General features: G+C 40.7%; 21 protein-coding genes. 14 read left to right on the top strand and 7 right to left on the bottom strand.

Going from position 1 to position 23,886, the window contains the following annotated elements; translation table 11 throughout:
• Positions 1–35 precede the first annotated feature (35 nt).
• The 4 genes from leuB (at position 36) to accD (ending at position 4,169) form a co-directional block, all read left to right on the top strand.
• On the top strand, positions 36–1,118 hold the full coding sequence (leuB, locus tag VB693_RS13815; RefSeq protein ID WP_323266768.1) for a 3-isopropylmalate dehydrogenase: 1,083 nt from the start codon (positions 36–38) through the stop codon (positions 1,116–1,118).
• A gap of 258 nt (positions 1,119–1,376) precedes the next feature.
• Positions 1,377–1,643 (top strand): hypothetical protein, encoded by a 267-nt coding sequence (locus VB693_RS13810; protein ID WP_323266767.1) that lies wholly within the window; start codon positions 1,377–1,379, stop codon positions 1,641–1,643.
• Positions 1,644–1,759: 116 nt separating this feature from the next.
• On the top strand, positions 1,760–2,569 hold the full coding sequence (locus VB693_RS13805; protein WP_323266789.1) for an A24 family peptidase: 810 nt from the start codon (positions 1,760–1,762) through the stop codon (positions 2,567–2,569).
• Positions 2,570–3,218: 649 nt separating this feature from the next.
• On the top strand, positions 3,219–4,169 hold the full coding sequence (gene accD, locus VB693_RS13800; protein WP_323266766.1) for an acetyl-CoA carboxylase, carboxyltransferase subunit beta: 951 nt from the start codon (positions 3,219–3,221) through the stop codon (positions 4,167–4,169).
• A 119-nt stretch (positions 4,170–4,288) separates the two neighbouring features.
• On the opposite strand, the gene VB693_RS13795 is transcribed toward accD, so the two are convergent.
• Positions 4,289–5,698 (bottom strand): MFS transporter, encoded by a 1,410-nt coding sequence (locus VB693_RS13795; RefSeq protein WP_323266765.1) that lies wholly within the window; start codon positions 5,696–5,698, stop codon positions 4,289–4,291.
• 301 nt (positions 5,699–5,999) lie between these two features.
• Here VB693_RS13795 and VB693_RS13790 point away from each other — a divergent pair, with 301 nt between their 5' ends.
• Complete coding sequence (locus tag VB693_RS13790) at positions 6,000–7,238, top strand: ABC transporter substrate-binding protein (RefSeq protein WP_323266764.1); 1,239 nt, start codon at positions 6,000–6,002, stop codon at positions 7,236–7,238.
• A gap of 8 nt (positions 7,239–7,246) precedes the next feature.
• Here VB693_RS13790 and VB693_RS13785 read toward each other — a convergent pair whose 3' ends face one another.
• Positions 7,247–9,613, bottom strand: a complete 2,367-nt coding sequence (locus VB693_RS13785) for an ATP-binding cassette domain-containing protein (RefSeq protein ID WP_323266763.1) — start codon at positions 9,611–9,613, stop codon at positions 7,247–7,249.
• A gap of 159 nt (positions 9,614–9,772) precedes the next feature.
• Here VB693_RS13785 and VB693_RS13780 point away from each other — a divergent pair, with 159 nt between their 5' ends.
• The 5 genes from VB693_RS13780 (at position 9,773) to cobS (ending at position 16,646) form a co-directional block, all read left to right on the top strand.
• Entirely contained in the window at positions 9,773–11,431 is a 1,659-nt protein-coding gene (locus tag VB693_RS13780; RefSeq protein WP_323266762.1) for a protein kinase domain-containing protein, read from the top strand.
• Positions 11,432–11,465: 34 nt separating this feature from the next.
• Positions 11,466–11,951, top strand: coding sequence for a hypothetical protein (locus VB693_RS13775; protein WP_323266761.1), 486 nt, complete (start codon positions 11,466–11,468; stop codon positions 11,949–11,951).
• Positions 11,952–11,981: 30 nt separating this feature from the next.
• A complete protein-coding gene (locus VB693_RS13770; protein ID WP_323266760.1) occupies positions 11,982–13,400 on the top strand; it encodes a serine hydrolase in 1,419 nt (472 codons plus the stop codon).
• A 540-nt stretch (positions 13,401–13,940) separates the two neighbouring features.
• Positions 13,941–15,707, top strand: coding sequence for an arginine--tRNA ligase (gene argS / locus VB693_RS13765; RefSeq protein ID WP_323266759.1), 1,767 nt, complete (start codon positions 13,941–13,943; stop codon positions 15,705–15,707).
• Positions 15,708–15,872: 165 nt separating this feature from the next.
• A complete protein-coding gene (gene cobS, locus VB693_RS13760; RefSeq protein ID WP_323266758.1) occupies positions 15,873–16,646 on the top strand; it encodes an adenosylcobinamide-GDP ribazoletransferase in 774 nt (257 codons plus the stop codon).
• Between the two features lie 143 nt (positions 16,647–16,789).
• Here the strand turns inward: cobS and VB693_RS13755 are convergent, their stop codons facing one another.
• From VB693_RS13755 to VB693_RS13745, 3 genes are all read right to left on the bottom strand, one after another.
• Positions 16,790–17,251, bottom strand: a complete 462-nt coding sequence (locus VB693_RS13755; protein ID WP_190696609.1) for a PPC domain-containing protein — start codon at positions 17,249–17,251, stop codon at positions 16,790–16,792.
• Between the two features lie 69 nt (positions 17,252–17,320).
• A complete protein-coding gene (locus tag VB693_RS13750) occupies positions 17,321–17,992 on the bottom strand; it encodes a ComF family protein (RefSeq protein WP_323266757.1) in 672 nt (223 codons plus the stop codon).
• Positions 17,993–18,159: 167 nt separating this feature from the next.
• The gene (locus tag VB693_RS13745) at positions 18,160–18,666 is read right to left on the bottom strand and encodes a GNAT family N-acetyltransferase (protein WP_323266756.1); all 507 of its coding nucleotides are present in this window, start codon (positions 18,664–18,666) and stop codon (positions 18,160–18,162) included.
• 310 nt (positions 18,667–18,976) lie between these two features.
• Between VB693_RS13745 and VB693_RS13740 the strand changes: the two genes are divergently transcribed.
• Entirely contained in the window at positions 18,977–19,276 is a 300-nt protein-coding gene (locus tag VB693_RS13740; protein ID WP_323266755.1) for a type II toxin-antitoxin system RelE/ParE family toxin, read from the top strand.
• Between the two features lie 11 nt (positions 19,277–19,287).
• The gene (locus VB693_RS13735; RefSeq protein ID WP_323266754.1) at positions 19,288–19,578 is read left to right on the top strand and encodes a HigA family addiction module antitoxin; all 291 of its coding nucleotides are present in this window, start codon (positions 19,288–19,290) and stop codon (positions 19,576–19,578) included.
• A gap of 38 nt (positions 19,579–19,616) precedes the next feature.
• On the opposite strand, the gene VB693_RS13730 is transcribed toward VB693_RS13735, so the two are convergent.
• Positions 19,617–20,024: a VOC family protein gene (locus tag VB693_RS13730; protein ID WP_323266753.1), complete on the bottom strand. Its 408-nt coding sequence runs from the start codon at positions 20,022–20,024 to the stop codon at positions 19,617–19,619.
• 18 nt (positions 20,025–20,042) lie between these two features.
• On the bottom strand, positions 20,043–20,642 hold the full coding sequence (locus VB693_RS13725) for a tRNA-(ms[2]io[6]A)-hydroxylase (RefSeq protein ID WP_323266752.1): 600 nt from the start codon (positions 20,640–20,642) through the stop codon (positions 20,043–20,045).
• Between the two features lie 794 nt (positions 20,643–21,436).
• Between VB693_RS13725 and VB693_RS13720 the strand changes: the two genes are divergently transcribed.
• Both VB693_RS13720 and VB693_RS13715 read left to right on the top strand, forming a co-directional pair.
• Positions 21,437–23,056, top strand: coding sequence for a tetratricopeptide repeat protein (locus VB693_RS13720; protein ID WP_323266751.1), 1,620 nt, complete (start codon positions 21,437–21,439; stop codon positions 23,054–23,056).
• Positions 23,057–23,189: 133 nt separating this feature from the next.
• A complete protein-coding gene (locus VB693_RS13715; protein WP_323266750.1) occupies positions 23,190–23,759 on the top strand; it encodes a hypothetical protein in 570 nt (189 codons plus the stop codon).
• Positions 23,760–23,886 lie beyond the last annotated feature (127 nt).

Genomic DNA, 23,886 nt, shown 5'->3' with positions numbered 1-23,886 from the left:
TTGATCTGCAAGCATTTACCGCATAAAAACTAGCTATGACTCAGAACTACCGTATTACCCTACTCCCTGGCGATGGCATTGGCCCCGAAATTATGGCTGTGGCGGTAGACGTACTGAAAGTTGTAGGACAGCAATTTGATATTCAGTTCGATTTTCAAGAAGCTTTAATTGGTGGTGCAGCCATTGACGCGACAGGTGAACCTTTGCCGGCTGCTACTCTAGAAACTTGTCGCAACAGTGATGCTGTTTTACTCGCCGCCATCGGTGGTTATAAGTGGGATACTCTCCCATCCCACCAACGTCCAGAAGCAGGTTTATTAGGACTCCGCGCAGGTTTGGAACTATTTGCCAACTTACGTCCAGCCCAAATTCTACCCCAACTTATAGATGCCTCCACCCTGAAGCGGGAAGTCGTGGAAGGCGTAGATATTATGGTAGTGCGTGAACTTACCGGGGGAATTTATTTCGGGAAACCCAAGGGCATTTTTACCACCGATACAGGCGAGAAACGCGGTGTCAATACAATGGTGTATACCGACTCCGAAATTGATCGGATTGGACGAGTAGCATTTGAAGCCGCACGGAAACGCGGGGGTAAACTTTGCTCAGTCGATAAAGCCAACGTATTAGAAGTATCGCAGTTGTGGCGCGATCGCATGATCAAATTATCCACAGAATACCCAGACGTAGAACTCTCACATCTATATGTAGATAACGCCGCCATGCAATTGGTACGCGCTCCCAAGCAGTTTGATACTATCGTCACAGGCAACTTATTTGGTGATATCCTTTCTGATGCAGCAGCCATGCTGACAGGTAGCATTGGAATGTTACCCTCTGCTAGTTTAGGTGCTGCAAGTCCTGGAGTATTTGAACCAGTCCACGGTTCTGCACCCGATATCGCAGGACAAGATAAAGCCAACCCCCTAGCCCAAGTTTTAAGCGCAGCGATGATGTTACGCTACGGCTTAGACCAACCCCAAGCCGCAGACAAAATCGAACAAGCCGTATTGCAAGTTTTAGCACAAGGCGATCGCACCGGAGATATCATGTCAGCAGAGATGAATCTTTTGGGTTGTCGCGCTATGGGTGACTCACTCATTAAAGCTATTAGTTAAGAGTGCTGTTGAGTGCTGAGTGCTGAGTGCTGAGTGTTGAGTGTTGAGGTAAGAGTCATTCTCCTCTGCTCCTCCCCAATCTCCAATCCCCAGGAGTTATTTAATTAATTTTGACTTTTGACTTTTGACTTTTGATTTGATTAGTCCCCAGTCCCTAGCCTTTTTCAATAATTTTCTAGTTTAATCGGCCAAATTGGCAACCGTTACCAAAAGTTTCAGCTAAACTAGAAGCAAATCTAGCAAATACGCAGCAATATAGTGTACGCTTTACGACAAGAGCAAGGAAAAGCTAATTTTACTGCCCCCAGAAGCCAGTCTCCTTTGATTGATCCTGCCGTAATCAGAGCTGCGGGGCAAATTTACTACACCCATTGTGAAGTACATCCTGAAATAGCTGGCCAACCTTCAGGTGTGGCAATTAATCGCATGACTCATCGGGGTAAAGTAATTTTTACCAGTCAACCGGTTCTTTTACCTCAAGAGTGTTTTGTACCCTTGAGCCAAATTGAATCTCATATGTATTAGTTATTAGTTATTAGTCAATGGTCATTAGTCATTAGTCAAGAGTAAAAATTAACTAACTCTCGACAAAGAACGAAAGATAAACGACAAATGACTCAGGACTTGTGACAAATAACTATATGGATACTTTGATGGTAGCCGTGGCGAGTATCATTGTTTTCGCCTTGGGTGCGTCTATTGGCAGCTTTATTAACGTTGTAGTTTATCGATTACCTGCTGGATTATCAATTCTCTGGCCGCCTTCTCGTTGTCCCCATTGCTTAAACCAGCTAAAAGCCTATGATAATGTGCCTGTGCTGGGTTGGGTGTGGTTAAAAGGGCGATGTCGTTATTGTAAAAGCAAGATTTCTCTGCGTTACCCAGTGGTAGAAGCGGTGACAGGGATAATCTTTCTCCTCATATTCTTTTTATTTAACGTCTCAATCCTGACAATAGGATATTGGGCTTTTTGTAGTTGGTTATTAGCATTATCACTGATCGACTTAGATACGATGACTTTACCCAATGCCCTCACCAAATCGGGGTTAGTGTTGGGAATTATCTTTCAAATGGTACTAGGTTATTTTACTGAAGCCAGCATTGAGGGAGTAGTCAAACACCTGATGATGGGGATAGTGGGATCTGTATTAGGTTTATGGTTATTTGATGCGATCGCAATTCTCGGTATTTTCCTGCAAAAAGAAGCAATGGGTGCAGGAGATGCCAAACTAGCAGCCATGATGGGTGCGTGGCTAGGTTGGAAGCATTTACTCTTGGCGGGATTTATCGCCTGTACCCTAGGAGCTTTAGTAGGTATCGGCGCAATTCTGCTCTCAAAACGCAAATGGGGGCAAAAAATCCCCTTCGGCCCCTTTTTAGCCGCCGGCGCATTCTTCACCCTATTCGGCGGCGAAGCAATTTTATCAGCTTACCTACGATTGTTTTTTTAGGGTTAAGTGAGAGAGTGCTGTTAGCGGTAGCGGGGCGTTTAGCCCGTGCTGAGTGGGGAGTGGGGAGTAGGCGATACTCATTCTGTCCTATCATCTATCATCTATCACCTGTCCCCAATCCCCAATCCCCAATCCCCAGTCCCCTGTCACCTGTCCCCAATCCCCAATCCCCAATCCCCAATCCCCTAAATTTTCATGACTGTAGCGTTCATTACCCCATTTACGCTTGACATTTTGGTAATATCAGCTTGTGACCAGTATCACCCTCTAATTGAAAAGTACCTGTTGGTAAATGCTCAATGCTTGTCAACTGGCAAGGCAAACCGCAATCTTGGGGGCAAGATTTCAAGTCGGAGGTTGAGGAAAGGCATACTGTTGGGGGGTTGGTATGATAACGTCTTTAATTTTGCCAATACATATACAAGAAGAGACGAACCAGAGACTTGTATTGGCATCAGTATTTTCGTTAAGCTGGCAACCAAAGATGCAAATTTAGGTCTGAATTGCTTATAAGCGTAATTTGGTGATGTAGTCAACAGTTACAGGCTAATAATCAATAGTCAATAAAATTACTCAAGACTAATGATAATTAAATTATCCTAGCTGCTTGACTGATTTTCGACCTCGTACCCACTTGAATAAGATAAAAATGGCAAACAACGAAGAATCACGCGGTTTAAAGTCTCTATTTGATTGGTTCGCAAATCGCCGTAAATCGGGAGCAACCAACCCCGAACGCCAAGAACGTGAGATTGCTGACGGGCTATGGCACAAATGTACTAAATGCGGTGTATTGACCTATACTAAAGACCTTCTAGCCAATCAGATGGTGTGTGCTGAATGCGGACATCATAATCGGGTAGACAGTGATGAACGTATCCGCCAATTGACAGATCAAAACACTTGGCGGCCAATCGACGAAAATTTGCGGCCTACAGATCCTTTGCAATTCCGCGATCGCAAAGCCTATAGCGATCGCCTGCGGGAAATGGAAGACAAACTAGGTCTTCTAGACGCAGTTAAAACTGGTTTGGGTCAAATCAACGGTTTACCCATTGCTCTAGCTGTGATGGATTTCCGCTTCATGGGCGGTAGTATGGGTTCTGTCGTGGGCGAAAAAATTACCCGCCTCATTGAACAAGCTACCCAACGACGTTACCCAGTAGTTATTGTCTGCACCTCCGGAGGAGCGAGAATGCAAGAAGGTATGCTCTCCCTCATGCAGATGGCGAAAATTTCCGCCGCCCTAGAACGTCACCGCGATGCTAAATTACTTTACATACCTGTTTTGACTAATCCCACCACAGGCGGCGTAACAGCTAGCTTTGCTATGTTGGGAGATATTATTTTGGCAGAACCTAAAGCCACCATTGGTTTTGCAGGTCGGCGCGTGATTGAGCAAACCCTCAGAGAAAAACTACCAGAAGATTTCCAAACGGCTGAAGACTTGCTCAAGCATGGCTTTGTCGATGACATTGTACCCCGTACCCAATTAAAGTCCACCCTAACCAAACTCATCGCTTTACACCAACCCATCCCTACCGCCCCTCCTATGGTGCTGTGGGAGACGATGAGTCTTAGTACCACAGCTGTTGAATGAAAAGGTGGGGGACAAGGGAAGGGGGACAAGGGAGAGAATTTTTATAAATCCCAATCCTTAGTCCCCAATCCCCAGGAGTTCTTTCATTTTGAATTTTGAATTTTGAATTGATTTGTCCCTCACTCCCTGACAAACATTAACGGAATCAAAGCTACTAGGCGCAACATACCCGAAAGAGCAAAAATTCCCAATAAACCGCCATGTTGAGCAAATTGGGCAATGCAGCTACCGATAGTTGTGCCTAAAGCACCACTAAAGCCAGCCACAGCAGACGCGATCGCAAAATAAAGTGACTGGTTTTTTATTGGGGCAATTTCTAACTGTATATTGTTACTACATAAGTCAATAGCTGCCCACGTTCCACCAGTTAAAATATGTAACAGTGGCAAGCACAACCACAAGTCAAAATTATTAGTATCTATCCCTAGCCATAAAAATGGTGTCACCGCTACTAAAACACCAATAAAAATCAGAATTAAACGATTACCAATTTTGTCTGCTAACTTGCCCCAAAATATCATCAATAGCATATTAGCTCCCACCTGCAAACTAGCATAAAGCGTCACCCAACTTACATCTAAATGCAGCGTATCCAGCATATAAAGGTTAAAAAAAGGTGCGCTGAGATTTACAGCCAGCATCCACAAGGCAGAATAAAACAGAAACATCAAAAAGTTAGAGTTTTTCCAGATACTGTCTGTAGTATTTACTGGTAGAGATGTAGTTTTGGGTAAAGATTTAGCTGTATTGCTATTTTCAGTTTGCTGGCGAGGATACTCAACGATCGCATTTTGGACTTTGGGATTAATATCTAGTTTGAAATACTGACATCCCAAGCTGACAATCCCAAAAACTATACTCACCAACAGCACTACACCATAACCTTGGAGAGTACCGCCGTACCAATGAGAAATCAACAAACCCGCTAAAGGTACACACAGCAAGTTAGTTAGACTCGCTGCACTATTGCGTATACCAAAATACCTACCTCGCAATTTTCGAGGAACAATCACGGCTAGCCAACTCAACCAAGATGCGCTCCCCAATCCCCCTAAAAGGTGGCTAGCTAAGACAATCGATAGAGTCAGTATTTCTAATTGTAGGGAATTCACCCATCCCCAACTAAAACCAACAACCCCAATCAATAAAATCAGCCACAACAGTCTACCAATTCCAACCGTCCACAGTGCATATTGAAATCGGCTGGTACTGCGTTCAGATAAGTAAGCACCCAACGGCTGAATCAGATTTACCAACATTGGGATCGAAGACATCATCCCAAACACCACCGGACTAGCATCTAACTCCACCAAGAAATTACTTAATAAGATCCCACCAGTTGCTAGGGAAAATACAGCTGCGAAAACCGCATCCGCAGTAGACGCTTTTAGACTCGTGCGAATCGCATTCTTAGTAAATCGGGTGCTAGATTTGGAGCTAGGAGTAGGAGTGAGAGGAGCTTGTAGTTGAGGAATCTGGGGAAGTTCCAGAATCAGAGACGAAGCTGTTTCAATCTGAACCGAATCCATAGACAGTATTTATGGGTAACGCACCCTAGCGTGAAATCAGCTTGAGGCATTCGGTATGCCCTCAGAAGCTTTGGTGATAATTCTCGATATTTTACCTTGCATTTCTCAATAAAACTTCGGAATAGGTAGATGAAAATTTATAAAATTTAACAAAAAAATTAAAATGTGTAAGTTAGGTTGAGGAACGTAGGTGCAGCCTTTCCTGGGGAACTTTGCACCTACATAAAGCCTAAACCCAACCTCCAATACACTTATCTGACCCGTATTGACTCGTTACTCACTACTCAGCACTATTTTTGTGATGAAAAAAAGCTTTTGGCGGTTTTGGGGAATAGTAATAGCGATCGCCATTACTATTATTAGTTGTCATAATCTACCCAAACCCAACCATGTCACCATCAAACTCAGTGGTTGGGGAGGTTCACCTGTAGAGCAAAGATTATTAAAACAAGTTCTGCAAGACTTTGAAACCGAACATCCCCAAATCAAGGTCAAATATGAGGTAATTCCTGACCAATACATGGATGTGATAAAAACTCGCCTGGTTGGGGAAGCCGCACCTGATGTTTTTTATCTAGATGCGCTGGAAGCTCCTTTTTTGATGAGTCAGAATGTCTTAGAACCTTTGAATAATTACATCACACCCAAATTTGACTTAGCAGACTTTGAACCAACTTTATTAAACAGCTTTAAGTATCAAAACTATATTTACGGTTTTCCCAAAGACTATTCCACCTTGGCACTGTTTTATAACAAAAAAGCATTCGCGGCGGCTGGGTTGAACACTCCGCCAACCACTTGGGATGAACTCCGCACCTACTCCAAGCAATTAACGGGTAAACTCAACAGATACGGCTTTGGAGAAATGCCGGAATTAGCACGTCAGATTTATAAAATTAAAGCCTTTGGTGGACAAGTCATTGACGCAAACGGTGACGCTGCATTTGCTAGTCAGCAAGCTTTGCAGGGATTACAGCTAGTCATAGACCAGTATCGTCAAGACCGTTCCTCAGCCCAAAAATCTGACGTGGGGACAAACTCAGGTAGTGAAATGTTTGGTCAGGGTAAGGTTGCAATGGTGATTGAAGGTAACTGGTCAATTCCTTACCTGCAAGAAACCTTTCCCGAATTAGAATTTGCTACCGCAGAAGTACCAACTATTAATAATAAAAAAGGCACAATGGTTTATACCGTTGCCTACGTGATGAGCAAGCAATCAAAACATAAAGCTGAAGCTTGGGAGTTAATTTCTTATCTCACAGGTAAAGCGGGAATGCAGAAATGGACAGGAAAAGGGTTAGCTTTACCAACACGCCAATCAGTCGCCGAGAAGTTGGGATATGACCAAGATGTGTTGCGATCGCCTTTAGTCGCTGGTGTTAATTACGCTACACCCTTGCAAGTTGGTAAACATCCAGCCACCATTGTCAACAATTTTGATAACCAGTTTATCAGTGCTTTATTAGGGCAGCAAACATTAAAACAGGCAATGTTGCGAGCGCAAAATGAAGCTAATCAGCAAATCCGAGCGATGGAGTGAACAGGTAATCAAAAAATATCTTTGCGCTTTTGTAAGTAAAATGTCATCATCAAATAAATGATTGTATGTAAGCACAAAACACCCCAATTTACACTTAAATTAGACCATGTGGCTTCATAGATAGATGTAGGTTCAAATGGTTGGGGAACTGTACTACCATTACCTAGGATGATTGGTGCAGGAACTAGGGCATTCAGATTAACTAAAGTACCATAAGCTCCCACTGACCAACGACTGAGCATTAACCAAGAAACTATACTAGCAGCACCTTCTATTTTGAATAAAACACCAGAAAAAATAATTTGCGGTAGCAATAGAAGTGGTAAAGCACTATTAGCTTGACTAATATTTTTTACAAAGGATGAAACTAGTAAACCTAGACTAATACTAGTTAAAAGTGTCAGAAATGTAGTGATTACTAATCCTAATTGCCAAGGGATTAAGTCGGGCTGTGGTGATTTAAAACAAATCAAAATTATTGTTGCTATCAATAAAGTTTGCAGAAGTGCTAAACCCGAAAGAATCGCTACTTTAGAACTGAGATAAGCCATTAAACCTAAGTTAACTAACCGTTCCCGCAGGTAAATTGCTGACTCTTTCACTATTTCTTGTAATGAACCAGAAAGTCCTACCCATAATGCTGCACAAGTAAAGATAAATAACACCCGCAAAGCTAAAGGTGCAAGGGTCACATCGGGTTGTTCTCCTAATACTAAGGGTTCTTGACCTCTGATGGCGAGGGTCATTAAACTAATTCCGATGGGTGCAGTTAAAAGTGCTAAACCAAGGTTAACGCGATCGCGCTTTTGAATCTGCAAGTAACGTTGCGCTAGAATCTGGAACTGTCCCCAAAAGGAAGTTCCAGAACCCTGTGAATTAACTAGATGTGTCTGTGGCGTTTGATTTCCAGGACTGAGGTGATTTTCAATATAAAACCGATAATCATCGGATTGGTGAAATCTGGTAGCCTGATCAACGACATTTTCGGGATTTTCTAGCTGATTATAAATATCCGCAAAATCATCTCTGACACCAAAAAACTGTAAACATTCATCAGGAGGGCCGAAATAACATAATCTTCCTCCTTGACCGAGAAAGACCACGCGATCACATAGTTTAATATTAGCTGTAGCGTGAGTCACTAAAACCACCGTCCGCCCTTGATCAGCTAATTTCCGCAGTAACTGCATCATCTTCTTATCCAACCCCGGATCAAGTCCTGAAGTCGGTTCATCTAAAAAAAACAACTTCGGATCAGCTAACAATTCCACGCCGATACTTACCCGTTTCCGTTGTCCCCCACTCAGTTGGGACACCTTCGCCTGACGACGGTGGGACATTTCTACATCTTGTAAGGTCTTTTCTACCACATTTACCACATCAATATCTGGTGGTAGTCGTAACTTAGCGGCGTAAGTCAGCACTTCTTCCACCGTCAATTCTTTGTGAATAATATCGTCCTGTGGGACATAACCAATATGGATGCGGTAGAGGTGGAAATTATTTCGCAGATTTTCACCATTGAGGTAAACTACACCTTGAGTTGTTTGCTCAATTCCCAACAGGGTACGCATCAAAGTGGACTTACCCGCACCGCTACCACCCACCAAAGCCACAAACTGTCCTGGTTCAATGGCTACAGATATATCATCCAAACGTCGCTTGTCTTTATCTTGAATGACCAAATCACAAGCATCTAAACGAATTTGATTACCTTGATCGATAAATTGTAATTCATCACCACGCAATACCAGGGCAAATGGCCCAATACGAATCAATGCACCTGGGGTGAGTACGGTACTGCTGTTAATTCGTTGTCCATTGACAAACACCCCATTGGTACTGTGATCACGCAGAATGTAGCGTCCTTGAGTATCAGTATCAATGGTGGCGTGACGACGGGAAACTGTAGGCGCGTCTAAAGGTAAACTAGAATCGCCATCGCGTCCCAGTAAAACAGACCTGTTTTTGAGAGAAATTCCTTGTGAAATCGGCGCAGGATTCACTACAGGATTGGCTGGATTATAGTATTTCAGCACAACCATATTTTGGGGATCTTGACCAATACTGATTTCTGTATCGTGTGTTAGATAATGCCCAGAATCGGAAGTGATGCGGATGCGATTAATATACAGTCCATTCGTACTAGGCTTTTGACCATCCCCATCATAAATTCGGTAATCTTTGCCATCTTTATATAACAAGGCTTGACATCGCCCCACAACTTGCCAATCTTCTGGGACAACTAGATCAGCCATTGATTGTTCACGCCCAATTATATGCTGTTGCTGGTTGAGTTCAAAGTGTAATATGTTTCCTTGTTTTTCCAAGCTTAAATATGGGTTCGTAATGACACCATTTTTATTTGTATTCATAGAATAAACGTTTTGTATAATTTTCTTGATTTTCAGTTAAATATATGTTTTTGCACCAAATTTTAACAAAGTATTTTTCTGATTTATAAAAGTATATATTCGGAGGCAGATGTATTCAATTATGCTAAAATAATTTTTAATTATTAAAATATAATAATTATGCAAACACCTACATTATTAAATCATCGCTATCGGGTGATTCGGGTATTGGGGGCTGGTGGATTTGGCGAAACATTTTTAGCAGAAGATACCCAAATGCCGTCAGGTCGGAGATGCGTTATTAAAAAGCTCAAGCCTGTAGAAAATAACCCGCAGATTTATCAGTTAGTGCAAGAACGGTTTCAACGAGAAGCTGCCATATTAGAAGAATTAGGCGATGGGTTCAATCAGATTCCTAAACTATACGCCTACTTTGTAGAAGATGATGACTTTTTTCTAGTCCAAGAATATATAGAAGGCGAAACACTACAGGAAAAGTTGCTGCAACAAGGACTTTTAAGTGAAAGTTCAGTCAGAGAAATTTTGAGTAATATTCTGCCGGTTCTGGATTACGTTCACAGTAAACGTATCGTCCATAGAGATATTAAGCCAGAAAATATTTTGATTCGCTATGCTGATGGTAAACCAGTGTTGATTGACTTTGGTGCAGTCAAAGAAACAATGGGAACAATAATGACTGTTTCTGGTGAATCCAGCCGGTCGATAGTGATTGGTACGCCTGGATTTATGCCCAGTGAACAATCAGCAGGTCGCCCCGTATTTGCTAGTGATTTGTATAGTTTGGGGTTAACAGCAATTTATTTGCTAACTGGTAAGATTCCGCAACAATTAGAAGCTGATCCGGGGACGGGTGAGCTGATCTGGCGACACCATGCTTTAAGCATTAGTCCCAGTTTTGCAGCATTTTTAGATAAAGCGATCGCCTCTCACTCACGCGATCGCTACTCCACCGCTAAAGAAATGCTTCAAGCCTTACAACATGGTGTAACACCAATCGCCCCAACCATACCAGTTTCGCCTCCTACATTAGTTTCTGCACCCCCAGCATATGTGCAGCAGCAGCAAACAGTAGTCTCCGCACCACCCGCAGGAGTTCCATCTCAACCACCTGTTTATTCTCAGCCACCAGCACCAGTTAGCAAAGGAATGGGTGATTGGCAAAAAGCAGTCATCATCGGCGGCGTAATTGGGGCCTGTGTCATTGGCGGTTTATGGATAACTAGGCCATCGGAAACGCAAACCAGTTCCACACCAGTAGAAACAAATGCTTCATCAACATCTGTCTCGACTCCTCAGCAACAGCAACAGCAACAGCAACAGCAACAGCAACAGCAACAGATACAATCTCCCAATCCACCTGTAGAAGAACCGATTAATCAAAGACCACCTGTCGAAGAACCGCAGTTTTCCTCTCCCAATTCATCAATTACCCAACAAGAAGCCGTAGCTTTAATTCAGAATTGGCAAGAGGCTAAGAGAGTTTTATTTGCACCACCTTATGATCGCCAACGTGGGGCTGAACTAACAACAGGTGAAGCATATAGAAAGAATATTGGATCAGGCAGTTCACAGGAATGGTTAGAAAATAATAACTCTTATTATAGATATGGCGTACAGAGGATCGATTCTGTTAGAAGATTTGTTGCTAATGACAACCAAGCAACCATCGAAGTTGTGATCACTGAAGATCGTAAATTGTATCGAAATGGAAAATTAATAACCGATAAAAATACTGCTTTTGAAACTGTACTAGTACGCTACTCTTTACAAAAAGAGAATGGGCAATTAAAAATAGCTGACTACGCTACCGTACCCTAAAATTAATCCTCCTTCAATTACTAGATGCAAATAAATGAAAAATACAGCTAGAAAGATTTCACCAGCACTATTTGGCATGACTTTGATTTGCTTTTTTTTGCCGTTCACGAAACTTTCCTGTCAGCAACAAGAAGTTATGACTTTAACTGGTATTCAGTTAGCCACAGGTACAAGTATTAAGCAACCTAGCTTTGGAGGAGTGGGAAAAAGAGAACAAAAAATACCAGGAGAGCCTTTAGCAATGCTGGCGATCGCTTCCAGTATTATTGGCTTTGCAACTAGTTTTATGAAAGCCAATAATACCGCGATCGCACCAGCTGGTTCTGGAGCAATTGGCTTCATTTTATTGTTAATGCTCAAGTCCAAAATTGATGATTCCATCGTCAGAGAAGGACAAGGTTTGATATTAGTTAGTTACGGATTGGGATTTTGGTTAGCGTTTCTACTTTTTGTCGCTGCAACTGTAATAAATATTTATAGCCTTATACCAGACAAAACAGAAGAGAATCCTCAAGAATAAATAATATTATCTTGTAAGAAGGTTGAGCTTGTGCCTGAAAACCCTCACATCAAACAACGCAATCAAATAATTACTGAACTGCAAGCAGACTTAACTCATGCTTATCAAGTAATTAACCAACAGCAAGAATATATCAATCAACTAGAAGAACAATTATCACAAAAATCTCCAAAGACACATATTTCCTCTGCACCTTCAGATAAATCAGCTTATCCACAAGGAAAAATAAAAACTCGATATCAGGTAAAAAAAAGAGTGTTACCTTATCAAAAAAAATCTGGTAAATTGTCTCAATTGCAGTTTACCGCCATAGTAGCTGTTGTTGTCGTATTCATTACCTTGATAGGTTCTGCATTAATGCGCCGACCCAGTTCCAATCCATCTAAACAAACTACAGATAAAGCTGCAACTTCACCCAAATCAACAACATCATTTCCACCTGCACCAAATTTAACACCTATTCCTCAAAATAAATCTAATCCTGTTATTTTGCCTCCAAAAGCATTAGTAAATTCAGAATTATCAGAATTAGTATATAACGTTCAAACTCCTCCCAACTTTCGCAAAAGTAAAACTCTGCAATCTACAGTTGATGCTGCTGTTAATCTAGCTGTTTCTCAAGGACTACCAAAAAAGCCATTATCAATTACATTAATTGATGTAAAAACTGGTGAATATGCACAATATCAACAAGAAAAGCCGAGGTTTCCCGCCAGTGTAATTAAAATGTTCTGGATGGTGTATTTATATGGTCAAATTCAAAATGGTAGGGCTGATGAGATAGCATTTACGCCATATATAGATGCAATGGTTAAAAAGTCTGATAATAATGCTGCTAGTACAGTTATAGATGCAGTTACTCAAACTGAATTCACAAAAGACTTAAAAGAAGAAAATTATCAAAATTGGCTAAAAAAACGCAATCAGTTAAACATTTTCTTTCAAAAAGCTGGCTATAACAAAATTAATATTAATCAGAAAACTTATCCTATAACTGATAAAAAAATCTATGAACCCCAAGGTGCTGATCTGAGAATGCGAGGCGACCCAAAAGACCCAATTAGAAATAAAATTACAACACAGCAAGCAGCTAGGATTTTGTATGAAATTTACAGTTCTCAGGCTATATCCCCACTTTACAGTGAAAAAATGGCTAACTGGCTATCAATAGATGCTGAGACAAGAATTGAGAAAAGAGAACAGCAAGATCCTAATGTGTTTAACCCAGTCAGGGGATATTTCAGTGAGTCTTTACCCACAGATGTTTACTTTGGTGGTAAAGCAGGCTGGACTTCTGCATCTCGTCAAGAAGCTGCATATATAGCCACAAGAGATGGAGCTACTTATATTCTAGTTGTCTTTGCTGAGGATCGTGCTTATGCCTACGACTGGAAAATTTTCCCCAAAATATCTGATTTAGTATTTAAACGTATGACAAATACTAATTAAAAAATTTAATCTTGCTCAAATTCAACTCATCACCAATGCTCATTGGTTCACAACCAGTGCGTAAGTCCTATAATAGTTACGCCTCTGGAGATATCGACCTCTGCTTGGGTGGAGAAATCCCTCCTAGTAAGCCCTGACTTTTCACGGGATCTGGTGGAAAAACCCTTTCCAAAGACGCGGAGCGGCTACTATACGAGAACGCTTTGGCGCAGCCTCTCGTAGAGAAGAGCGAACTCGCTAGAGTACCTCTCCCCTACAACTGTAGAGTAGAGACGTTGCATACCATGTCTCTACATACTCCCCCTTCCCTACTAGGGAAGGGGGTTAGGGGGCTAGGTTTCACGTTAGCTTTTCCACATAACGTGAAAAGTCAGCTAGTAAGCCGAGTCGGGGAAAGAGGAAACCCAAGAAGCGATTCTTGGAATCCCCCATTTAGAAAACGGGGGAGTATGTCAATAGAATGAAATAATCAAGCCTTGGAGAATCTCCAATCAACAAGCAGCCTATACTATAGCCCCCTCAAACAGATAAAATTTATATATGAATGCTACACAAGAACAACTAAAGGTAAAACTTGAGCAGGCTTTGGTCGCTGCTTTTGGGGATGAGTACGCTGGAGTAGATCCGATTTTAGTTGCTGCTAGCAATCCTAAATTTGGTGATTATCAAGCCAACGTTGCGTTGTCGCTGAGTAAGAAATTAGGACAGCAACCAAGAGCGATCGCCTCTGCTATTGTAGAAAAATTAGATGTCTCCGTAATCTGTGAAACTCCAGAAATTGCGGGGCCTGGTTTTATCAATCTCAAACTCAAAACCGCCTACCTAGAAGCCCAACTTCACGCTATTCATGCAGATACCAGACTAGGCGTTCCCACAGCTAAACACCCACAACGGGAAATCGTCGATTTTTCCAGTCCGAATATAGCTAAAGAAATGCACGTCGGACACTTGCGTTCTACCATCATCGGTGATTCCATCGCTCGTATTCTCGAATTTCGCGGACATGATGTATTGCGGTTAAATCATGTCGGTGATTGGGGTACGCAATTTGGAATGTTAATTACTTACCTGCGGGAAGTCTACCCAGAAGCCTTAACCACTGCAAATGCGCTAAATATAGGTGATTTAGTCAGTTTTTACCGCAAAGCCAAACAAAGGTTTGATGCAGATGAAGTTTTCCAAGAAACAGCACGCCAGGAAGTTGTCAGATTACAAGCAGGTGCAGAAGATACTCTCCATGCTTGGAAATTATTATGTGAACAATCACGCCAAGAGTTTCAAATAATTTATGACTTGCTAAATGTCAAAGTAACTGAACGCGGCGAATCTTTTTACAACCCCTTACTACCAACAATTGTAGAAGAATTAGAGAAATCTGGTTTATTAGTAGAAAATCAAGGTGCAAAATGTGTTTTCTTGGATGGCTTTACTAATAGAGAAGGTGAACCTTTACCCTTGATTGTGCAGAAATCTGATGGTGGTTATAACTACGCCACAACAGATTTAGCTGCACTATGTTACCGGATTCAACAAGATGAAGCCAAACGGATAATTTATGTCACCGATGCTGGACAAGCCAACCACTTTGCCCAATTCTTTCAAGTAGCGCGTAAAGCTGGATGGATTCCTGATGATGTCGAACTGGTTCATGTACCTTTCGGTTTGGTATTAGGTGAAGATGGGAAGAAATTTAAAACCCGTTCTGGCGATACTGTCAGGTTGCGGGATTTGTTAGATGAAGCAATTTCTCGCTCTCATAGAGACTTGGAAGCTAGATTAAAAGAAGAACAACGGGAAGAAACGGACGAATTTATTAACAACGTTGCTGAGATAGTTGGTATCAGTGCGGTGAAATACGCTGACTTGAGCCAAAACCGTACTAGTAACTACATTTTCAGCTACGATAAAATGCTGGATCTCAAAGGTAATACTGCACCCTATATGTTGTATGCTTATGCCCGGATTCAAGGGATTAGCCGCAAGGGTGAGATTAACTTTGCCGAGTTGGGAGATAATGCCAAAGTCATATTGCAGCATGAAACAGAATTTGCACTGGCTAAATTCTTATTGCAACTAGGTGAAGTGGTTAGCACTGTAGAGCAAGATTTGCAACCTAATCGGTTATGTGAATATCTCTACGAACTGAGTAAAAAGTTTAATGTGTTTTATGACCGCAATCAAGGAGTCCAGGTATTGAGCGCAGAAGAACCACTGCGGACATCCCGTTTAGTTCTGTGTGATTTGACAGCTAGAACCTTGAAATTAGGCTTATCTTTGTTGGGGATTCAAGTATTAGAGAGAATGTAATTTTGTAACCTGGCGACTGGAAGTCGCAGCTACACAAACAAAACCCACCTAGGTGGGTTCAAAACCCTTGATTTTTCATTAGTCCGCGCACTATTCGGACTTAGTTTGTGTAGCGAATTATATTTTCCCAAGACTTTTTAAACATCCTCTGATACCAATATAAATATGCTCAAACTATTCCAATGGGGGAAAAAAATACTATTTAAATTATTGGCAAGTTTGATATTTTATACTACTATTCCCTTGCCTTACATCAAGGATTTAGAGTTTCACGAAATAGCACATTTTGCGCCTTTTGTGGGATTGGTAATTGGTGGAATTTTAGGATTACTTGATGCAGGGATGAATTATTTGGGTATGCCATTGCTGATTCGTAGTGCTTTAATAGTAACTGTTTGGATGGGCATAACTGGCGGACTGCACCTAGATGGGGCGATGGATACGGCCGATGGTTTGGCTGTGGGTAATCCAGAACGACGACTGGAAGTAATGGCGGATAGTGCTACAGGTGCATTTGGTGCAATGGTAGCGATCGCCTTAATATTGTTAAAAACTACTGCCTTGGTAGATATCACAGACAACCGTTGGCTAGTTTTAATGGCTGCTTGCGGCTGGGGACGCTGGGGACAACAGCTAGCAATTCTCCGCTATCCCTACTTAAAACCTACTGGTAAAGGTGCATTACACAAACAAGCTATCCGTTCCTATCGAGATTTACTACCGGGACTGTTGTTAATGTTGGCTATCAGTGGCTTAGTTTGGCTGCTAGATCGACAGAAATTAGTTATACCAGTAGTAATGATGATAGCTGGGAGTGCGATCGCTACTTTCACAGGTGCTTGGTTCAACCACAAATTAGGCGGACACACAGGCGATACCTACGGCGCAGTCGTAGAGTGGACTGAAGCTTTATTTCTTTGTGTTTTAACTACTATGTAATTCGTAACGATGCTCCCCCCGCTACGCTAACCTAATTTGTAATTAAGTAGAGACGTATTATGCGTAAAGAAAATGCAATTTTGTGTTTCTACTTAATTACTCAGCACTCAATACTCAATACTCAAGACTCAGCACTCAGCACTCTACTTCATAGGTTGTAATTTTGTCACTTTCAATTTAAAAGCCCCAACTCCAGTTTCCCCAAAAGAACGGACACGAATAATAAAAGTCCCTGTTTCGTTAATGCGGGTAAACAGTAGAGAATTACTAGTACCATCAGGCCCATCATCATTTTCTGCTAATGTCGAACCATCGGGTGCTAGCAGTGTAATGATACTATCAAAACTTTCAGAAGTTAAATCAACTGCTAAGTTATCACCTTTATTCAACTTCACTGCATAATCACGAGCAAATCCACCCTGGCCGGTGGGAATATCTTTTTCTGAGAGCGTATCACTAATTTCTTTAAAATCAGTCAACATAATTGGACTGTACAACTTATTGTTTTGAGCCAAAGTTGCTGTTGTAGTGATACCAAGTACAAATAATGTCGCGGGAAATATGATGATTCTACTGAAATTTTTAATAATATCTCGACTGAGCATAGTAGGCGATGTTCCCAAAATAACAGGGTAATTTGGTTAATTATAGATTTCTCAGAGATAGCTTGCCCATTAATTTTTGATATATTTGTCTTTGACAGCAGTAGCAACTGCGGCTAACCCTAAGACTTTGATTCCAGATTGACACAGTGTTTGCACAGCAGACTTCGCAGTCGCGCCAGTCGTGTAAATGTCATCCACTAACAATACTGACGTTTTGGGGTGGAACTTGATAAAATCTGACCCAATAGCAAAAGCTTCAGCCAAGTTTTTTTCTCTATCAGCTCCCGATAAACCAAACTGTGCTTCAGTCTCGCGCACTCTTATCAAACCATTTAGTTTCAATTTTAATCCAGTTGTTTGACAAAAGCTTTGGGCAATTAAGGCCGCTTGATTGTAACCCCGTTGTTTTTGCTTACTGGCGTGCATGGGAATTGGTACGACTACAATTTGTTGCTCTTGATGAAGGGAATGTAATAACCAAGTTTCCCCTAGCCATTGTCCCAAAGGACGAGCAATTTGAGGTTGATGATCATATTTCATCACAGCGATCGCACGTTTGATCACCCCACCATACATCCCCCAGCCAAATACAGGTATTGGCTGTTTCCACAAAGCTTGCGGCTGTTGATGATGACATTTTTGTAACTGTCTGGTGCAGTTTTCACAAAACACACCAGATGTAGAACGTTGACACAAAGGACAGTTAGATTGCAGAAATAAATCAAGAAAACCTTTGAGCATTATTAGACCTCTTGCAAAAGTCCGAAAATAAGATGTGCCATTCTGAATGAAATGTAGAATCTTTGAGGTGTTTCGCTTCGCTCAACATGACAGCTTCAGCATTTATGCAAGAGGTCTATTTTACAGCCTCCTACTAGCACAGCAACGCACTAGCATCTCCTTCACTATCACCTGTCGCCTGTCACCTGTCGCCTATCGAGATATTTCACATAAACGCGATCGCAGCGTGAAGTTTCTACACCTGTCGCTGGCTGATAGCCATTGTGTTCATACAACTTGACTGCTTCTACCAACACACTGGCGGTTTCAATCCAAATTTGCTCAAAACCACGGTTGGCGATCGCTGCTTCTAACTGTTGTAACAAATATTTCCCTAATCCTAAACCCCTAACACTGGGTAAAAGATACATTTTCCTGATTTCAACGGACTTTTCCGCCCGATGGGTGGGATAGTATGCCCCCGTACCGACTATTTGGCTTTGGTGTTCAATTACCCAAAACTCGCCGCCTGTGGCTAAGTAACATTCTTCCACTTCCAGGACATCGCGGTCAGCAGCTTTAGGTTCCCAACCCAAACCGTATTCTGATAATACGTAACTGATGACGGCGGCAGCTTTAGTGCGATCGCTTTTTTGCCAGTTACGAATTAAGAAGTCTTTGTAGTGGCTGTTCATTACCATTTGTGGGTCAAGTTTGTACGGAAAAGTCTTCTGGATTTATTCCCGAATTTACCCAGCGTATAGCTTCTCTAGCTGATTCTAACTCAGGTAACACTCGCAAAGCATGAATTTATGTCCCTATATGCGAGTCAGGGAGTCGAGTTGTGGATCTGGGATTTCCTGACAAATGCGATGGTCTCCGACGATCGGGCATCACCTACTGTGGGGCATAGCTCATCGTTTCAATTTCTTATGCTAGGATATTTTTGAGAGTTACACGTTACGTAACCCATAACATATACTGCTGTTTTATTGCTATCCAAGTATGTCTCCGTCAGACGAATACACTAAATACAAGGATAAAAGAACGGAGAAATTTGCTTCAGGAGAAAGAGTTAAAGAGTTTCAATCTTTTGAAAGACAGGCTCAAAAAAGACTTGACATTTTAGAAGCAGCCCCTCACAAAGAAGCTCTGATGCAATTACCAAGTAATCGTTTCGAGTCATTAGGAGGCGATAGAAAAGGTCAGTACATTATCCGAATTAATGAGCAATGGAGAATTTGTTTTAACTGGCCTGATGATTTTCCTAAGCCCTTCAACATAGAAATAACAGATTATCACTGAAGGAGATTTAAATGGCACGTTCACCTATCCACCCTGGAGAAATTCTTGCTGATGAAATTATTGAACTCAGCATGACTGCGAGTGATTTAGCTCGTGTTCTCCATGTTCCTAAAAACAGAATTACCGAAATTATCAATGGTAGAAGAGGGATAACAGCTGATACAGCTTTGCGATTAGGACAATATTTTGGTACTGGTGGAGAATTTTGGCTAAATCTTCAGAAAAACTATGAATTGAAATTAGCTGAACAAACAGTAGGGAAGACAATTCGGGAAACAATTAAACAAGTAGCAAAAATCTAATTTAAATTTACACCCTCAATTCCCCATCCAGCAAAACCCTAATTCAAGCTGCTCATATTGCTGAATATTTCAATCAAATTACCATCAGGATCGCGAAAGTGGGCTGTTCTTAATCCCCATTCAGGACGATCCATTGGTTGCGTCACAATGATGGCATTCTTTTCTTTGAGATGATAATATAACTCATCTACATTATCCACTGCAAATACCAAAGCCATTTTATTTTGACACTCCATTGCTGAAGGTTGATAAGCACTAGGAATCGCTTCCGCCATTAACTCTTTTCTAAACAAAGCCAGCTTGACACCGTCCCCGGTATGCAACTCAGCGTAACCGCTATTTTCATCACCCCAATCAATAACAAATCCCAGCGCATCGCGGTAGAACAAAAAACAGTCTCTGTAGTTGGATACAAGTAACCTAATATGTGTTAACTGTAGGAACATAAATAACGTGTGATTCTATTAACTATGAATTCTCGGTTCTGGATGTAAATTTGCGAGTAACTCGCTTTCAACTATTGATAATTCATCTAGTCGTTTGGTGACAATTTCTCGGTCAAAATAAGTATCAGCTAAAACCCAATAAATACCGAAGTGTCGCGCTTCTGATGCCATTAAACTTTTATAAAACTTAGCTAATTCTAAATCAGGACAGTGTATAGCTAATAATCCTAAGCGTTCGTGACTACGCGCTTCAATTAAGCCAGTCACGAGTAAGGAATCTAAAAACCGTTCTGGTTCTTGAGGACGCACAGCAGCTTTCAACCCCGCACCATAGGGAGGTGGAGGTAAGGGTGCTAGAGGTATATTTCGCTTTTCTAGCCACTGATTCACCAAGTCAAAATGTTCGAGTTCTTCACGGGCGATCGCAGTTAATTCTCTCACCATTTTAGTGTTAGAAGGATAGCGAAACATAAAGTTTAACGCCACCCCTGCCGCTTTGCGTTCACAGTGGGAATGATCAAGCAAAATGATGTCTAAATTAGAAACCGCTTGTTCTACCCAAGCATCACTCGTTGGTTGCTTGAGTGCATTGATAGTTGACAACACGGAAGTAAGCACAGGGTAATAAAATTAAATAAATTGGCATTGCGCTGAATATCCCAGCAAACTAATCTTAATGTGACTGGCGATATTTTTATTTGTTTCTTTATATAAACTGCAAAAGCTTCTTTAATCAGAGGCGTTGGCGTTCCGCATCGTAGCATAACATCACAACTCAGTGATTTTAACGACTTGGAGGGATCTATTTCTTTATAATTATACCAATAAGTAAATCACCAGAATGCAGGAAATCACTTACCTAATAGCACAATTGTTGCTGTTAACTCAGATCCAATCAAACTAATTTAGGGGAAATTCCTCAACATCCTGGTGCTTTTTTAGCGGTATTTCCGCTATTAGGGTAAAAGTAAAGGGTTTTGAAAGCATATAACAGCTATTAGATTTTTTTTGTATCAACACGCACAGTTTCTGCGATTTTGAATCATTCACTATTAAGAACATTATTAAGCTATAAAATCTTGATATTAACAGAGTTATAGATTTTTTATTTTCTATGTCATGGGTAAAAATCATAAGATTTCAGACACCCTTTTTCTTTAAGCAATTGAGTTTCTTGGCAGTGATTCATGCTTGAGAATGGAATTAATTAAGATACTTGTATCTTTTAATCCACTAGCAAAAATCTGTGATAAACATATGAAAGAGGAAATAATATTGGTATATACGTACTTGTGTAACTCCTCTGTACATCGGTCAAAACATACAAATCAGTAAACTAAATGGAATATCAGGTTTACTTAAACTCGATATATCATTAAAATAATTTCAGCAAGAAATTCGCAGAACTTTACATGGACTGGATTACACTACTGCGATCGCTACAGTCTGATTTTATTAAAAGGTTATCATCTGGTTGTTTACTTCATTGTGAAAATGAAGGTCAATATAGTGAATTGACAATTATTGCCGGTGAAAGATTAAAAGCCTTACGTAATTTCTGCTGGCAAATGGCGGAAAAATATAAACGAGTTTCGCCAGTCCGGGATGTTTTTATTAGCTACCTCAAAGGAAAATTGGGTGAGGAAGTTGTTAAAGAACGTTTAGCTGATTTTATTACAGAAGTAGATTATGAAAAGCGATTTGGTGGTGATGGGAAGATAGATTTTACTCTCACTGCTGATCCATCTCTTGGTATTGAGGTAAAATCTCGTCACGGGAGTATTGATAGAGTGAGATGGTCAGTTAGTTCTGAAGAAGTTGAAAAAAATGCAGTGGTAGTCTGCATTTTGATTCAAGAAGTGGTGCATGAAGCACAATCAGAATATCACTTGTTATTAGCTGGATTTCTCCCCACGCGGATGATTAAATTGAAAACTGGTAGCATATCTTTCGGGATAGATCAATTATTGTATGCTGGTGGCTTATATTGTTATTTAGAACAGTTACAAGCTGCTAGCAATAATCATATTGTAAACAAAAAAACTCTATTGTACAAACATGATAATAAACCAGAATCCATCTCTCAGCTAAAGATAAAACAAGCAGATATTAACAATTCCATTGTATCCAGAGAAACAGATTTAAACCTAGACTATAAACAATTGGGTGATGAATGTTTTAGTAAAGGGGAGTATTCAGCATCTATTAGTCACTATACCCAAGCTTTAAAGCTGAATTTGCAAAATACAGAATTATATTACAAACGGGGTTTAGCTTATGATCAATTAGGAGATTATAAAAGAGCGATCGCAGATTATTCTCAAGTCATAAATATCAATATAGATGATGCTAAAGCTTACCATAAACGCGGTTTGGCTTTATCTCAATTGGGAGCATATGAAGCAGCAATTGATGATTATACCCAGTCAATTAGAATTAATCCTCATGGTGCTATCGCTTATAAAAACCGTGCAGAAGCACGCTCTTGTTTAGGAGATAATCAAGGAGCAATTGAAGATTATAATCAGGCAATTAAAATTAATCCTCAGTATGGGGATATAAATAAAAATCGTGATATTGCTCGTTATATTGTCGGCAATCAGCCGGGATTTAACCAAGCAATACAGCTTAACCCTAATGATGCCAATGCTTACAAGAATCGTGGTAATGCTCGTGCAGATATTGGAGATTATCAAGGCGCGATCGCAGATTATACTCAAGCAATACAGATTAATCCCCATCTTGCCGATGTTTATTATAACCGGGGTAACGTGCGTTGTGATGTAGGTGATGAAGAAGGTGCGATCGCAGATTACACCCAGGCAATACAAATTAATGCTAATTATGCCGATGCGTATTATAACCGAGGTAATATTTATGCTGGCATGAAAAATCTACAAGCGGCAATTATAGATTTTCAAAAAGCAGCAAATATCTATCGTCAAGAAGGGAATTTAGCAGCACTCAAAGATACAAAAGACAGAATTTTAGAGTTAGAAATAATAGAGTCAATCGATATTCTAAATTTTTAGTTTAAGAATACCACCCCACAAAAGCTAGGCTGTTTCTCCTCGCTTACCTATCGCATTTTTTCACTCATCCGTAATTTCAGCCAAAAAATTGGAAATACAAGTTAAGTATTCCATTGAAAATAGGCCTTGCAAAATGATGTTGAACTTAAAAAATCTTGGGAATGTATGTGCAGTAATTTTATTAGTTAGTGCTAGCAGCTTTCATCAGTCAGCTATAGCTAATACTAACAATCAAAAGCAAATATTAGCACAACAGCAAATTAAAACAGCTAACTCTCAGTCGCACCCAGCTTTTAACTCTATTTTGCCTAAATTAAAGCAAAAGAGCCAAATTAAAATCTTATTACCAAAATATATTCCTGAAACTGACGGCACAAACCCAATTTACGCCATTCTAGAAACTGCTACACCCAAAAAATATGAAATTCTCCTGGGTTTTACTCCTGACTGCACAGGTGGAACAGCTTGCCGTTTGGGTGTAATTTCTGCTGAAGCCGTCACCCGCAAAACACCCCGCCTCACTGGTAAACGTGTCATTTTAGCCAAGGGTATTACTGGCTATTTTGTAGATTTTCGTTGTGGTGCAAATTGCTCAGATGCTACCCTAACTTGGCGACAAAAGGGTGTGCAATATGTTCTTGGGTTGAAAGCTGGTAAACGTGAGTCTTTAATCAAAATGGCTAACTCTGCCATTAGTCTATAGATTCATAAAAATCTTTCTTCCCCTGTCACCTGTCACCTGTCACCTGTCACCTATTCCTAGCGTGTTACGATCTCCTACAAAATGTTGGGTAGGGTGCGTCAGTATGAATAATTTCTGAGTATAGTTA

The sequence above is a fragment of the Anabaena sp. UHCC 0399 genome (assembly GCF_034931465.1).
Classification (GTDB): Bacteria; Cyanobacteriota; Cyanobacteriia; order Cyanobacteriales; family Nostocaceae; genus Trichormus; species Trichormus minutissimus.
The sequence above is the reverse complement of the archived record's forward strand: the minus strand, read 5'-3'. Positions and strand labels throughout refer to the sequence as shown.